The sequence below is a fragment of the Mycobacterium sp. NGS68 genome (genome assembly GCF_059812195.1).
This window is the reverse complement of the sequence record NZ_JCALCE010000001.1, coordinates 145,648-159,218: the sequence shown is the minus strand read 5'-3', so window position 1 is coordinate 159,218 and position 13,571 is coordinate 145,648. Positions and strand designations below refer to the sequence as shown.

The 13,571-nt window shown below is 67.7% G+C and carries 12 protein-coding genes; 2 read left to right on the top strand and 10 right to left on the bottom strand.

All coding sequences use genetic code 11. The features are described 5' to 3' along the window. Nucleotides 1-22: 22 nt before the first annotated feature. The 8 genes from eccCa to espM all read right to left on the bottom strand — a co-directional run bounded on the left by eccCa (nucleotide 23) and on the right by espM (nucleotide 9,883). Nucleotides 23-2,263, bottom strand: coding sequence for a type VII secretion protein EccCa (gene eccCa, locus AC5Y5V_RS00690; protein WP_499930545.1), 2,241 nt, complete (start codon nucleotides 2,261-2,263; stop codon nucleotides 23-25). Beyond that, complete coding sequence (eccB, locus tag AC5Y5V_RS00685) at nucleotides 2,263-3,705, bottom strand: type VII secretion protein EccB (protein ID WP_499930543.1); 1,443 nt, start codon at nucleotides 3,703-3,705, stop codon at nucleotides 2,263-2,265. The genes eccCa and eccB overlap by 1 nt, the downstream gene beginning before the upstream one ends. Before the next feature lie 3 nt (nucleotides 3,706-3,708). Further along, the gene (gene eccA, locus AC5Y5V_RS00680) at nucleotides 3,709-5,430 is read right to left on the bottom strand and encodes a type VII secretion AAA-ATPase EccA (protein ID WP_499930541.1); all 1,722 of its coding nucleotides are present in this window, start codon (nucleotides 5,428-5,430) and stop codon (nucleotides 3,709-3,711) included. Next, nucleotides 5,423-5,986 carry a DUF2694 domain-containing protein gene (locus tag AC5Y5V_RS00675; RefSeq protein WP_499930539.1) on the bottom strand — a complete coding sequence of 188 codons (564 nt, stop codon included), beginning with the start codon at nucleotides 5,984-5,986 and terminating at the stop codon, nucleotides 5,423-5,425. The genes eccA and AC5Y5V_RS00675 overlap by 8 nt, the downstream gene beginning before the upstream one ends. A 57-nt stretch (nucleotides 5,987-6,043) precedes the next feature. Continuing rightward, nucleotides 6,044-6,895, bottom strand: a complete 852-nt coding sequence (locus AC5Y5V_RS00670) for an ESX secretion-associated protein EspG (protein ID WP_499930537.1) — start codon at nucleotides 6,893-6,895, stop codon at nucleotides 6,044-6,046. A 2-nt stretch (nucleotides 6,896-6,897) separates the two neighbouring features. Beyond that, nucleotides 6,898-7,215 (bottom strand): type VII secretion target, encoded by a 318-nt coding sequence (locus AC5Y5V_RS00665; RefSeq protein ID WP_499930535.1) that lies wholly within the window; start codon nucleotides 7,213-7,215, stop codon nucleotides 6,898-6,900. 86 nt (nucleotides 7,216-7,301) lie between these two features. Then, nucleotides 7,302-8,534, bottom strand: coding sequence for an EspA/EspE family type VII secretion system effector (locus AC5Y5V_RS00660; protein ID WP_499930533.1), 1,233 nt, complete (start codon nucleotides 8,532-8,534; stop codon nucleotides 7,302-7,304). A gap of 200 nt (nucleotides 8,535-8,734) precedes the next feature. After that, complete coding sequence (espM, locus tag AC5Y5V_RS00655) at nucleotides 8,735-9,883, bottom strand: ESX-1 type VII secretion system transcriptional regulator EspM (RefSeq protein WP_499930530.1); 1,149 nt, start codon at nucleotides 9,881-9,883, stop codon at nucleotides 8,735-8,737. Nucleotides 9,884-10,327: 444 nt separating this feature from the next. On the opposite strand from espM, the gene AC5Y5V_RS00650 reads away from it, so the two are divergent. Continuing rightward, nucleotides 10,328-10,630 (top strand): WhiB family transcriptional regulator, encoded by a 303-nt coding sequence (locus AC5Y5V_RS00650; RefSeq protein WP_499930528.1) that lies wholly within the window; start codon nucleotides 10,328-10,330, stop codon nucleotides 10,628-10,630. Between the two features lie 188 nt (nucleotides 10,631-10,818). Here AC5Y5V_RS00650 and AC5Y5V_RS00645 read toward each other — a convergent pair whose 3' ends face one another. Continuing rightward, nucleotides 10,819-11,268 carry a nitroreductase family deazaflavin-dependent oxidoreductase gene (locus AC5Y5V_RS00645; protein WP_499930526.1) on the bottom strand — a complete coding sequence of 150 codons (450 nt, stop codon included), beginning with the start codon at nucleotides 11,266-11,268 and terminating at the stop codon, nucleotides 10,819-10,821. A gap of 127 nt (nucleotides 11,269-11,395) precedes the next feature. Between AC5Y5V_RS00645 and sigI the strand changes: the two genes are divergently transcribed. Further along, complete coding sequence (sigI, locus tag AC5Y5V_RS00640) at nucleotides 11,396-12,265, top strand: RNA polymerase sigma factor SigI (RefSeq protein ID WP_499930524.1); 870 nt, start codon at nucleotides 11,396-11,398, stop codon at nucleotides 12,263-12,265. A 4-nt stretch (nucleotides 12,266-12,269) separates the two neighbouring features. On the opposite strand, the gene AC5Y5V_RS00635 is transcribed toward sigI, so the two are convergent. Continuing rightward, nucleotides 12,270-13,502, bottom strand: coding sequence for a MinD/ParA family ATP-binding protein (locus tag AC5Y5V_RS00635; RefSeq protein ID WP_499930522.1), 1,233 nt, complete (start codon nucleotides 13,500-13,502; stop codon nucleotides 12,270-12,272). Nucleotides 13,503-13,571: the final 69 nt, after the last annotated feature.

The following is a 13,571-nucleotide window of genomic DNA, read 5'->3' as shown; positions in this document are numbered from 1 at the left end:
TCCTCTTCGCCGGCGGACTTGCTCACGTCGCCATCTCCGGCTCGGGGATGGGCGCCGCCGTGAACTGATGGATCCGAACCTTGCGCGGACCGCTGCGCGGGCCCGATCCGTTGCCGTCCCCGTTGGTTTCGGCCGCCGTCGGCGGGATGTAGGGGCCACCGATGTAGAGGGTGCTGAACTTGACCGGGTCTTCCATGCCGACGCGCAGGAAGCCGACACCGCTCTCTTTGTTGGTGATGTACTGCGCCTCCGGGGTACCGATCACGGCCTTGGACTCGTGAGAGCTGGTGGTGCGCAGCGCGATCCGGTACGTCAGGTTGGGCTCGAGCTTGTCGATGCGGGCGCCGCCGGTTTGCAGCGACTGGGTGGCCAGCAGCAGATGCACCCGCAGCGACCGCCCCACGCGGCAGATCCGGTCGAACAGCGCGATGAAGTCGGGGTGGCTTTGCAGCAGTTCGGCGAACTCGTCGACGACGACGAAAAGCGTCGGCAGCGGCGGCAGGTCGGCGCCGCGCTCCCGGTACTTCTCGTATTCGGCCACACCGGACAGCGCGCCGGCCGCGCCGACCTGCATACCGGCCTGGCGCAGGATGCCTTGGCGCCGGTCGAGTTCGCCGGTCAACACCTCGCCCATGCGGCTGACGAGTTCGGCCTCCTCGGCCATGTTGGTCACGACGGCTGCGGTGTGCGGCAGCTTCTCCATGCCGAGGAACGTCGAACCGCCCTTGAAGTCGGTGAGCAGCAGATTCACCTGGTCCGGGTGGGTCCGGGCCACCAGCGCCAGGATCAGGGTGCGCAGGAACTCCGACTTACCGGAGCCCGTGGTGCCGATCAGCATGCCGTGTGGGCCGCCGCCGAATTCGGCACCCTCCTTGATGTCCAGGTACATGATGTTGCCGGTCTTGAGCTCGTGACCGAACGGGATCTTGAGCCGGTCGCGGTCGGTGTCGGTGTACATCCGCCAGCGCGACGGCAGGATGTCCTCGACGCTGTCCGCGCCGACCAGCTGGTGGAATTCGGTGGCGACCTTCTTCTGGACGCGTTGCGTCTTGTCCAGGATGGTCCCGGTGATCGACCAGCCCGCCAGCTTGCGGGCGATGCGCGTCGCGTCCTTCGGAGACATGTTGTCGGTGGCGGAGGTGACCTGACGGAACTGCTGGCCGGGCAGCCGGTCGTCGGCGGTCCCGGCGGCGTCCACCCGGATCCGGTAGTTCGACCCGCGGTGGTTGCCGAGCGTGATCACGGTGACGCCGGCCCGGCCGTCGGGCGGGAACCCGGCCTTGCCGCCGGTCAGGTCGATGACCACCACATACGGGCCGCCGGGCAGCTGATCGGGCGTGTGCGGGCCGCGCGCCGCCAGCTCACCGAGCCCGTCCGGGCGGGTGTAGATCATCCGGATCGCCCCGGCGGGGTCGGTCTCCGTCTTGTGCTGGACGTGCGGCAGCCACTTCAGCCAGGACCAGTCCGGATCCTCCGGGTTCTCGGTGAGGACCCGGAACTCCAGCAGGTCCGGCGGATGGAACACCGCCAGGTGGCAGATCATCGCGGTCAGTAGGCCGGCGGCGCCGGCCGGGTCGCCGCCGATCGCGATCGTCGGAAAGCTGCGCAGCTGAACCAGTTTCGGGCAGTCGTGGATCAGGCCGTGGGTGCGCAGGAACTTGACCACCCACATGTGGCTGACCGGCTCGAGGTAGGGCTGGGCCGCCGCGCTGGCGGCCGCCAGTTCGCCGCCGACGGACGGCTTCAGCAGGCGGTCCACCGCAGGCTGGTCGCCGATACCGATGCGGGTGGCCGCGTAGAAGTCGGCGTTGGCCGGCCGCGACCACTGCCGCTGGGTGCCCACGATCGACAGCAGATCGTCGGGATGCGGGGCGTGGTAACTGAAGAACGCCACCTGAGCACTCGCCGACGACGTTACCCGCGTGCGCAGGCCGGCGAGGTAGCGCAGATACTCCATGCGGTCGGCGTTGATTTCGGGCACCTTCTTGCTGCCGCCGCCGCTGCCGCCGGCCATGCCGCCGACCATCATCATCACCATCATCAGCGGCATCATCAGCATGTAGGGCGACAGCTGCCTGGTCCCGCCGACCATCATGATCGCGATCATGCCGACCATGCAGGCGCCCATCACCCAGGGCAGCACCTTCTGCACACCCGAGGCCGGGATGTTCAGGCCGAGGTCATCCGGTGGGGTGACACTGATTTCGCCCGGGGTAAGCCGCGGGCCGCGGGTGATGGTCGGGGTGAATTTCTTGGTCGTCATCACGAAGCTCCGGGGGTTCCGGCGGGTGCTTTACGGGGGCTGGGGTCGGCCGGCAGGGTGTCGTGTTCGAGCAGGGCCGCGTCCTTCGACAACACCGGACCCTCGACCAGCAGCCGAACGATCTCCCACGGCGCGGTTTTCGGCGACGACAGGCCCAGCGCCTTCGCCGTTTCCGCGTCCTGCACGCCGTAGCGCACGCCCTCCGGGTCGACGTAGTACAGCGACTCGCCGTACCGCGGATCCGGGGCCTGCAGCGTGACGTACTTGCCGCCGTCGATGTAAACGGTTGCGGTGCCGCGGATCTGCTTGATACCGGTGTTCATGGTCGACGGCGACATGGGCAGGTGCCGACCGCTGAGCACCATCGTCTTGGCCGATTGGTCACCGGCCCGGCGTTCCCACGACCAGCACAGCGTCGGTTCGTCCGGCCGGTTCAGGATCTTGAGCGCCTCGTTGGGCAGGGGGGAGTTGTAGACCCGCTCGGGAATCCGGACGACCTCGCTGGGCGCCAGCGCCGGCGGGGCCACCAGGCCGTGGGACTGGGTGGCACGCAACGCATTAGCGGTGGTGGCGTTCACCCGCGCGATGCCGTCCGGCAGCACCACGTGGAATTGCGGGCCCTTGTCGGTGTGGGTCTGAAAGACCGCTCCGATCACGAGATCGGGGGGCAGCCCGATCGTGTTGGGGGTGCCGGCGCCCGGAATCGGCGGCAGCTGCCAGAGCCCGAGGTCGGCAAGCGCGTTGAACATGCCCTCGGAGATGGGGGTCGCCTTGGCCGTGACGGGGATGCCCATCGCCGACGTCAGGGCGCGGTCGGACAGGTCGATCAGGTGGCGCCCCTTCGCGCTGACAATCCACGATTGACCCTGGTACGACGTGAGGACGGCCTCGTTCGACAGGAGTGGGTCGGTCGCCGAGTCGACTAGCACGGGCATCGCGAGGATCGCCGTCTGCACCGTGGGTGAGGCGGAGTTGGCCCGAGTCACGGTGTCGCACAACGACCAATCGGACGCGGAATCGCCCGAGACCGGGGTGGCGTAGGGGGCGCCCGGGATGCCGATCGTCTGGCCCAGCGGCAGCTTGCTCAGTTCGCTGGTTTTGACGGCGGCGGGGCTGGCCGGGTTGCCCAGGATCAGCCGGGCCGACGTGAGGTTGTACACCGGATGCAGCTGGCCGGAGATCAGCACGTAGAGCTGGTTGGTCGCGCGGTCGGTGAGCAGGCTGCTACCGCCGAGCTTGCCCGCCGGTTTGAAGAACGCGAGCAGCCCGGCGCCCACCAAAACCAGTACGGCCAGGACAATGCCGAGCGTCATCGAGCGGCTGTAGAACTGCAGGGGATCGTCGAACATCCGGGTATCCCGCCGCACGATCGCATGCTCGACTCGGCGAAGCAGGAAGCGCCACCCGCTTACCTGAACCTTGGTGGTCAGGCGAAGCCCCATTGATCACTCTCTCATGTTGAGGTGCGCGTGCACCGTGGCGATCGCTTCGAACATGTCGGTGCCATCGATTTCGCGCAGCCGGTCCACGTCCAGATCGTCGATGTTGAGGGTCTGCGCCAGGCGCATGTCGCGGCACTGCTCGGCGGCCTCCACCAGTTGCCGCGCGTATCGGCCGTTGCCCGCCACGTCCAGCGCCGGTCGGCCGCGCAGCGTCTTCGCGTGCAGTTCCTTCGCGGCTTCGAGCAGGTTGTCCGCCGCCTCCACACTTAGCGACGAGTCGTCAGCGGTCGCAATGACTTTCGCGATCTCGAGTAGTTCCTCGGGAGAGTAGGTGTCGAATTCGATCCGGGTGGCGAAGCGGGACCGCAGGCCCTCGTTGGTTTCCAGCAGCCGGTCGATGTCGGCGCTGTAGCCGGCGATGATGACCACCAGCCGGTCGCGGTCGTTCTCCATCCGCGCCAGCAGGGTGTCCATCGCTTCCTGACCGAACGGGTCGGTGCGGCCGTCGCGCTCCTGCACCAGCGCGTACGCCTCGTCGATGAACAGCACGCCGCCGAGCGCCTGGTCGATCGTCTTGGCGGTCTTGACCGCCGACTGTCCCTCGTACTCGGCGACGAAATCCTTGCGCGACGTCTCGATGAGCTTCGGCTCCGAGATGACGCCAAGTCCGGCCAGGATATTGGCCACCACCCGCGCGATCGTCGTCTTGCCCGTGCCGGGCGGCCCGGTGAAGATCATGTGCTTGCTCGGCTGCGCCACCTTCATGCCCTTGGCGGCGCGGACGCGGGCCATCATCGTTGCGGCGCGGTATCTCTCGATCTGCGTCTTGACCCGCGCCAGGCCGATCTGCCGGTCGAGCTCGGCCTGCGCCTCCTCGAGCAGCTTCTCGCGCCCGGAGTTGTCGGTGACGACGCTGCCCGAATCCCACGGGTCGGCGCGGGCGGCGATCTGGTCGGCGGTGGTGGTCGCCAGGCGGTACGACGGATTCTTCAGCGCCGCCGCGACTTTAGGCTCCGGGTGGGTGGTCTGCAACCATTCCAGCAACGCCACGGCGGCGTCCTCGTTGCCTTGGCTGCGCCGCGCCATGGCCAGGTACCACGCGATGGCGCGGGCGCACGCCTCACCCGCCGGCGTGTCATTCGCCTCGGTAAGCCGGCGTTCGGCCTCGGTGAACAGGCCGAGGTTCGCCGCGGCAACACCGTGCGCGACGCCCGCCGCGGAAGCCAGGAACTTATCCGGCCACTTGCCGGCGCTCTTGATCTCCTCGATCACGTCGGTCCAGCGGCCCGCGGCGCCGTAGACCACGGCCTTGAGCCACGCGACCAGATGCTCGGCGCCGGTGGCCGGCGTGGCATCCAGGGCCTCCATCGCGTCGGCGTAATTGCCTTGTTCCGCTTCGCTTGCCGCGAATCCCATGGTGATCGCCAGCGGCGAGGTGACCGGATAGGTGATGTCGCCGTAGAGTCCGCCGATGGGGACGCGGGCGTTCAGCGTGCTCATCGAGATCTGGGCGGCGCCCGCCAACTGGCCGAAGTTGCGGCGCGAGTACCAGGCGCGGAACAGCGTCACCCGGTCGGTGTCGCCGCAGCGGATGCGGCCGATCCAGGCGTCGCAGGCGGACTCGTCGTAGTTGGTGATCTCGGAGAAGATGTCCAACGCCCGTGCCTGCGACATGGGCACCATGCTGACTGCGCTTTCGAACAGTCCGGCCAGGCGATCAGCCATGTTCACCGTGGTGTTGCTCGATGTCGACGTTGTAGCGGGTGGCGAACACCTCGGCCTCGGTCGCGGCGAACTCTTCCGGCGTCGGCAGGTTCATCGTCATCCCCATCAGCTCGCGCACCAGCGCGGTGGCTTCCTTGTCGGGGTTGGTCTTCTCGTCCTCTTCCATCTGCCGCATCATCATCTCGTACTGGCCGACGCGCGCCTTTTGCCGAGCCAGGTCCGCCAGCACGAAAATCTCTTCCGCGAGGTCGGATTCCGTCATGCTCTCGACCTTGCTCGTCAGCTCGACGCGGTGGATCCGGCCGTCCATGAGCGTCGTCACCTTCACGCTCTTCTGCGGATTGGTCACCGTGTAGATGTCGCCCTCTTGCTCTTCCTCTTCCTCGGTGAGCTTTTGCAGAACCTCCAGGTTGTCGTCCTCTTCGGGTTCGGCCGGTGGCGCGTAATCGTCGAGCGCGTCCATGCCCGAGTCGTCGTCGCCGTAGCCGCCCGAGAAGTCCAGGGCCGACAGATCCGAGCCGTCGCTGTGGTCGTCGTTCCCGGGGTAGTGGGCCATGGTGTCCCTTTCAGAGTTCTTTTTGGCTCGTATGAGTCGGTAAGTGTGCGAGCGGGGTCAGCCGGACTGCGAGGCCTGGGCGTGGTCGGCGACGGGATCCAACCAGGAGCCCGACGGGAGGAGTTCGAGCAGGCCGTCGATGGCGCGCTGCAGGTTTTGCTGGGTGCCGGGCAAGAAGCTTCCGTACAGATCGCTGCCGACGCGACGGGGCAGTGACACCAACCTGCCGTGCGGCGAGTCGAGAACGCCGGCGGCCGCATCGGTCTGGGTGGTGGTGCCGCCGGGATGCCGTTGGCTGGCAACGATCTCTACGAAGCTCGACGGCTTGGCGACGATCTCGGAGTAGATGCGGGCGGAGGTGGGGTTGAGGCCGTAGGACGCCAGCTGGGCGGGGGTCGTGCACTCGGCGAGCTCGTTGGCGAGCCCGGTCAGCGGTTCGACGTTCGCGGGTTCGGCGCGCCCGATCACCACCGCCATCATCTCGGCCAGCGGCACCTGTGGCGCGACGAGCTGCAGGACCAGCATCTCGTCATCGCGCGCCACGACTACATGGCGGTCGCCCTTGCGGCACACCACAAATCGCACCATGACCCCGCCGACGTCGTTGCGCCACCACCGGCCCTCCAGCGTCCGGTCGGGCCGGCTCAGGGTGTCGACCATCGCGGCGACCGTCGGGTGGGGCTGACCGTGGACGTCGAGCACGCCCTGCGTGGCGAGGTCCCGCTCGACCTGCTCCCAGACCACCCGGCGCAGTTCCTCTTGCGGGATGTTCAGCCGAATGCCAAGGGTCGTCGGGAAATCGACGAGGTTCAGCTTGTCGGCAATGACCAACATGCCGTCGATCGTGACCTCGACGCCGACGACGTCGTCGACGAGGCCCGCGCGACCGACAGCCAGCGGACCGGACATGGTCAGATATTAACCTGCTTGTTCAGTGCTCCGGCGCCGAATAGATCAGCATTTAGATAACTCGCGGCAGCGGAGATGAGGGCACTGGCCAGCTGGGTGCAGAGATCGCCAATGCCGCCGCCGGCGGTGGCCCGCTGGGTCTCGAACATGGCCACGACGTCGTTGAAATCGTCGGTGTAGGAACCGTGGCTCTGACGGACCATGGCGCCGATCCCGGCGGGCGCGGCGGTCGCGTTCTTGACCGCGCCGGCGTTCTCGTTCTGCATGCTCGCCAACAACTTCAGGAACGGCGAATCGACGACAAGGTCGACAATTCCCATGGTGAACCTCCTAGGCTGGTCTGGTTACTGGTTTGTAAGTGTGCTGGATAAAGGCTTGACAGGCAGGCGTTTTCGAACCGCGCGCGTCAGAGCACGCGGCCTTCGGTCCCGCCGGAGGAGCCGCCGGTGGCATTGATCGGGGCACGTTCCCCGGACCCGCCGCTGGCGCCCTCTTCCTCGTCGTCCTTCTTCACCGCGCTGACCAGGGTCGGCGCCCCGCCGCCGGCGCCGCCGGCACCGCCCGCCATCGAGCTGAGCGAGCCGGCCTGGCCGCCGAGGGAGCTGAGAAGTTGGCTCCCGCCGCCCATTCCGCTGGTGAGCTGCTGCAGCTGACCAAGGGTCGACGTCAACGAATTGATCGACGGCAGGTTCCCGAGGTTGAGCAGGTCGGCGAAGTTGAGGGTCGGCAGACCCTTCAGGCCACCCAGGAAGTCGGGCAGCTTCGGCAGGTCCTTCCAGATCGGCAGACCGCCGAGGAATCCGTTGAAGTTGTTGAACAGGTCGCCCAGACCCGGCAGGTTGCCGATCAGGTCCGGCAGCTTCGGCAAGCCGGGGAACAGGTCCGGCAGCTTGGGCAGGCCGGGTATCAGGCCCGAGAAGTCCGGCGGGAACTTGAAGTCGGGGAAGCCCGGGAAGTTGGGCAGGTCGGGCCATTTGAAGTCGGGCAGTTTGATGTCCGGCCATTTGATGTCGGGGAAGTTGAACTCCGGCGGCCACTTGATCTCCGGCGGGAACTTAATGTCGGGCAGCAGGTTGTCGATGATGTCCTTCAACCGCGGCATGGTCGTGATCATTTCGAGCAGCCGGCCCAGCAGGCCCTGCAGGTTTGTCACGTTCTGCATCGTCATGATTGTCAGGTAGAGCAGTGCGCCACCGGAAACGGCGGAAGCGAGTGCGCAAGCGGGAATTGCCATGGCCCACGAAGCGGCATAGCCGACACCGAAAAACCACCCGGCCTTGTCTTCGGCCTCCTTGCACCAGCCCTTGACGGTGCGGACCATGTCACGCATCGGGGTGATGACGCTCTTGGTGTTCTTGATGTAGCCGGCTTGATTCGAGATGAAGCCGCCGCTCAGCTTGTCCAGGTCGGACATGATGTTCGCGCGAAGCTTCTGTGCCAGATTCTGATTCAGGTACTTTTCGGCGGCCTCGCCCAGCCAGTTGTTGCCCGGAATGGACAGCCCCAGTTTGTTCTCGACCTGCTTGAACAGCCCCGAGCTGTTGTTGAGCAGGGTGCCCATAATGGGATTGTCGCCGAGCACCGCCAGAATCCCATTAAGGAAATTCTCGGTCTTCTGGCAAAGATCGCTTCCCCGCATCGACATTCTTCCTTACGTTCGCTGATCCTGTGCACTTGATTGTTTACGTGCACCTTTGCACCGCAGGATGAGCTTAGCAGCGCCCCCAGGGGGTCTGATGCACGAATTTTCAGAATAGGTGCGGCTTTTCGGCTACGCGGCGCAAAGCGGCGTCGGGCGCATAGCGACGACCGCGCCGGAGGAGCGCGGGAGAACCAGCGTCAATTGATTTGGCTGATAAGCGATTCGATCGCAGCGGTGACGTCGGGGGGCAATGGCTCCTCGGCCTCGGCGCGGATGATCATGTCGTCGGCGACGCCGGCCGCCTGTGCGGTCTCCGACGTGGACAGGTTCGCCCGCCGCCGCGCTGCATACAAGCGTTGCGCCAGGGTGGCTCCCGGCGCGCTCGCCCCGAGGGTCATCAGCCGGTCGTGGTAGCGGCGCACCGCGCTCAGCGCCTTGATCAGCTCGGGGGTGATCCGGCTGATGTGGGTGGCGCGGACGGCGATCGCTTCGAGCTGGCGCAGATCGGCGAGGATCGGCGCGGCCCGTTCGGTGAAGTCCGGATCGTCCACCGGCGGCAGCGCGGCGATGGCCAGACTGCAGCCGTCCACGGCCGCGACGACGGCCTGCGCGATCAACCCCGCCGGACCGTCGGAGGACCCGCCGGCGGAGGCCGGGCCGGCGGCGACGCCGTCGTCGCGCCGCGACGACGGGCCGGACGCTCCATCAGAGGTGGCGGGCTCGCCGCGACGGATGCGCTGGATGGTGCCGGCGGGCCACTGCAACACCTCTTCGAGCTTGGCGCGGGTCCGTTCGCGCGGCCAGCTGCGACCCTTTTCGAACGCGATGAGGGCGCCGGCGTTGATGATGCCGTCGGCGGCGAGACTGCGCTGACTGATGTCGAGTTCGCGACGCCGCGCCGCGGCGGCCGCTCCCGCGCGCACCAGACCCGGATCCAGCTCGCTGGTTTGCGAGTCGCTCATGTGCTCGTCCAACTCGCCCGCCTGTTGCTGTTCACCGGATGACTGCTCGTACGAGCCCGACGGCGTGATGACTTCGAAAGTCAACGCGTTGCCGCCGGCGGGATCACCAAACCGGACCATCGTCCGGTCCGTGACCGTCACCGAGGATTTTCGCAAGCCGTCGACGAACATGCCGTGGGGGCTGCTGTCGACGATTCGCCACTGTCCATCGGAGGATTCCGCGCGGAGATGTTCCTGGGAGATGCCCGGGTTGTCGATCTGCACGCCGGCCTGGGGCTCGCGGCCAATCGTCACGACCCCGCGTCCGGGCTCGATCGCGTGCGACCTATCGCCGTGGTGCACGACCAGCAGTGCTGGCCGGGCAGTCAATTCGGCGCTGGGCATCTACGTCGATCCTCGTTCGCGGACGGTGGACTGGTGGAGGGCTGCTGATGGATTACCCGATAGCCACGATTCTAACCGTTGCACCGGTCCGTCGCTACGGCGGCGCTACAGTTCTGCGTCACAATCCCGCTTCCATGCCGACGCAGGTGCCCGGGCCATCAGCGGCCTATCGCTACGGTTCACTCTACAGTAAAGAATGCTGTCAGTAACCTGGCAGTTACCTGGGCAACTGTATAGTTGCCGTTGGATATAGTTTACGGTGTAGCGAGCAATGAGCAGCAGAAATGTGACTCTAGGCAACGCAGCCGCAACGTCAACCGCAGCACTTCGCAGACACCCGAAGCGACCAGACGGAACCAAACTGTTGCACTGCGACGGTTAGTGCTATACCGTACTGACCGGTACGACACAGACTTGCAACGCTTTCAGGAGGAACGAAGCGCTATGACCGCAACAGCTCTCTACCTTTCGGTCAACGTCTCGGCTGGCGTCCAGCTCGGTGCTTGCACCAAGGACCCCGACCGCTGGACGACGGCCCCCGACGACGAGGCCAAGGCGCTGTGCCGGGCATGCCCGCGGCGGTGGGCCTGCGCCCGCGAGGCGGTCGAGTCGTCGGGCGCGGAAGGACTGTGGGCCGGCGTCGTCATCCCCGAGACGGGCCGGGCGCGGTCATTCGCCCTGGGCCAGCTGCGTTCTCTCGCCGAGCGCAACGGCTACCCGGTGCGCGAGACCGCCAGGTCAGCCTGACCCGCTAGCGACCGAGCCGCGAATCGAGGGGTGCGAGGCACGGCGACAGTAAGACCGGCGCCCCGAAGCCGGCGCAAAGACAGCGCGAGAAATCGAAGGATTTCCCGCGTTGTCTTTCGTTTGGGGCCGCAGCCGGCTCGGCGGGCGGAAGGCGGCGCGGCGCGAACCCGCGTCCGGCTGCGACTCCGCTACGGGCCCGGCATCGGGTCGAACCGGAAGACCGCGATCCGCCCGGCCAGCGCCTCGAACTCGTCGGGCGTTCCATCCCTGACCATCCCCGAGCGCTTGGCGAACGCCACCCCCACCGGCACCTCGATCGGAAAGACGCGCAGCACCGGGCGTGCTTCCGCGGCGGTGAGCTCGACGATTCTGACCTGCCGGGTGCGGCGTCCCCTGGCCAGCGTGCCGACGCGCGCGGCCCGGGCGTTCGCCGCCCAGTCCGCCCCCGGATAACCGGCCACTACATAGAGGTCGCCCCGATGCTCGAACGGCGTCATCGGCGTGCTGCGCGGCTGACCCGACTTTCGGCCCGGCACCGTCAGCACCATCGCGGGACCCGTCGGTATGCCGAGCTTCTGCACCGCCATCATCAGCTTGTTCATCGGCTTGAGGTAGCGCGGCGGACGTGGTTCGGGCATGTCGACTCCTTAGTTGGTGAACAGGTTGGCCGGGGGAGATGCTGTGCACACCAAGGACGGACCGAAAGAGCCGAAAGTTACAGTCGGAAATCGGTAACTTTTCGGGGCCCTGGATCGTCGGTGACACATGAAGCAGTCCGCGAGCGAACAGGTCACCGACGCGTCGCGTCGACATCGGGCGTACCTGGTCAATCTCGGCTACCAGATCATCGGGGACGTTGGTGACGCCGAAGACATTGCCCAGGAGGCTTTTCTGCGACTGTCGCGCGCCGGCCCCGACCGGATCGACGACGTCCGCGGCTGGCTGACCGTGGTCACCAGTCGGCTGTGCCTGGATCACGTGCGCTCGGCGCGGGCCCGCTATGAACGCCCGGGTGACGCCAGTGACGCCGGAGACGACGTTCGGGACGCCCGCGCATTCGGCGACCCGGCCGACCGCGTCACCCTCGACGATCAGGTCGGCAGCGCGTTATTGGAGGTCTTGCGCCGGCTCACACCGGGCGAGCGAGTTGCCTTCGTGCTGCATGACGTGTTCGGGCTGCCGTTCGACACGATCGCGGAAGCCGTCGGCCGCCCCGCGGGCACCTGCCGGCAGCTCGCCCGTCGGGCCCGCGGCAAGTTCGGCACGGCGCAACCCAGGCTGACCGCGGTGACCCCCGCCGAGCACCAGCTCGTGACCGAGAAGTTCATCACGGCGTGCGCCAACGGCGACGTCGCCGCGCTGACCGCGGTCCTGGATCCGACGGTCTGGGGCGTGGGGACGGTCCTCGCGGACCCGCCGCCCCCGCCGCAAGTCAACCGCGGCCCGGACGCGGTGGCCACCAACCTGCTGCGATACCTGTGGCCAGGGGTGACGCTGGTCAGCGGCCCCGCCGGACAGCCGGTCGTGCTCGCCTTCGCCGAGCGGCGGCTCTTCGCTGCCGTGGTGCTGACCATCCGCGACGGCTTGGTCACCAAGATCGAGGCGGTCGCCGACCCGGCCGCGCGGGGCGCGTAACTCGTCAGCGATGCGGACGGTCCCGCGTGACGGCCGGCCGGGACGCGAAGTACCCGGTGATCGCCGCCGTGACCTGCATCAACTTCAGCCGCGTCGCCGCGGCCATCTCGTGGCGCACATCGATGACTCCGCCGGGCCGCAGGTGCGGGTCGAACGGCACCTCGACCACCGGCTGCCCATGGTCCACGAACTGGTGGGTCAGCAACGCGCGGGTGCGCTTGTCGGCATGACCGTCCGAATCGTTAAGCACCACGATGGTGTTGCGCAGGAGTCGCTCCAGCCCGTGGTCGGACAGCCATTCCAGCGTCCGCGCGGCGGCCGAAGCCCCGTCCGCCCACGGCGAGGACACTACGATCAGCGCATCCAGGTCGCGCAGCACCTCCTGGGTTACCGGCGAGTCCATCGTGGAGCCGCAGTCGATCACCGAGATCGCGAAATGTCGGTCCAGCCGCAGCGCGGCTTCCCGGTAGATCGCCGGATCGAGCACCCGGCGTGGGCCTGCCGCCGGTTCACCCCCGAGCACGTAGAGGCCGACCGGATTGCGGCCGACGCGGGCGATCACGTCGCTGAAGGTCTGCAGGTTGGTGTCGCCGGTCAGCTCCCAGAACGAGCCGGTCGCCTGCGGGTCGATGCGGCTGCTGATCCGGCCGAAGGCGGTATCGGCGTCCACCGCGACGACGCGATCCTGCTGCCGGAGTTCGGCGAGCAGCGATCCGACGCTGGCCGCCACCGAGGTCTTCCCGACGCCGCCCTTGCCCAGCACGCCGACCTTGTGGTTGCCGCGCAGGGAGGTCTGGATGGCCGCCCGGTACTGGGCCTCCTCGCGTTGCGCGGCCGACGGGCCCGGCTTGACCAGGCCGAACGTGAGCACCCGGACGAGTCGCCGCCAGCCGTGGTCGGCCGGCAGCGGCGCGATTGCCAACAGGGGGGTCTGCGGGGGTCCGAACGCCGAATCGGCCCAGTGCGCCGGCGGGGCGGGCTGGGGCGCCGGTGGCGGACCGGGTGCCGGCGGATGGGGGCGCGGCGGACCTGGGGGAAGACCGGGCGCGGGGCGGAGCGGGGGCGGCGGAGGCGGGGGCGGGGCCGGGTGACCGGCCGGCGGGGGGCCCGCGGGTGGCCGCGCCGGCGGACCAAGCGGCGGACCATGCGGCGGAGCAGGCGGGGGACCCGCGGGTGGCCGCGCGTCAGGGGCGCCGGGACGCAGCCGGTCACGCAGGAATTCGTCGGGCTCGTTCATGGACTCCTCGGGTTGCCAGAACCAGTATCTGTCACCGGCCTGCCGCACGAGTGCGGACGCGAAGGCTCG

Bases quoted from the DNA above. Each gene is read 5' to 3' on its own strand.
- eccCa (WP_499930545.1), bottom strand. From the start codon at position 2,263: ATGACGACCAAGAAATTCACCCCGACCATCACCCGCGGCCCGCGGCTT.
- eccB (WP_499930543.1), bottom strand. From the start codon at position 3,705: ATGGGGCTTCGCCTGACCACCAAGGTTCAGGTAAGCGGGTGGCGCTTC.
- eccA (WP_499930541.1), bottom strand. From the start codon at position 5,430: ATGGCTGATCGCCTGGCCGGACTGTTCGAAAGCGCAGTCAGCATGGTG.
- AC5Y5V_RS00675 (WP_499930539.1), bottom strand. From the start codon at position 5,986: ATGGCCCACTACCCCGGGAACGACGACCACAGCGACGGCTCGGATCTG.
- AC5Y5V_RS00670 (WP_499930537.1), bottom strand. From the start codon at position 6,895: ATGTCCGGTCCGCTGGCTGTCGGTCGCGCGGGCCTCGTCGACGACGTC.
- AC5Y5V_RS00665 (WP_499930535.1), bottom strand. From the start codon at position 7,215: ATGGGAATTGTCGACCTTGTCGTCGATTCGCCGTTCCTGAAGTTGTTG.
- AC5Y5V_RS00660 (WP_499930533.1), bottom strand. From the start codon at position 8,534: ATGCGGGGAAGCGATCTTTGCCAGAAGACCGAGAATTTCCTTAATGGG.
- espM (WP_499930530.1), bottom strand. From the start codon at position 9,883: ATGCCCAGCGCCGAATTGACTGCCCGGCCAGCACTGCTGGTCGTGCAC.
- AC5Y5V_RS00650 (WP_499930528.1), top strand. From the start codon at position 10,328: ATGACCGCAACAGCTCTCTACCTTTCGGTCAACGTCTCGGCTGGCGTC.
- AC5Y5V_RS00645 (WP_499930526.1), bottom strand. From the start codon at position 11,268: ATGCCCGAACCACGTCCGCCGCGCTACCTCAAGCCGATGAACAAGCTG.
- sigI (WP_499930524.1), top strand. From the start codon at position 11,396: ATGAAGCAGTCCGCGAGCGAACAGGTCACCGACGCGTCGCGTCGACAT.
- AC5Y5V_RS00635 (WP_499930522.1), bottom strand. From the start codon at position 13,502: ATGAACGAGCCCGACGAATTCCTGCGTGACCGGCTGCGTCCCGGCGCC.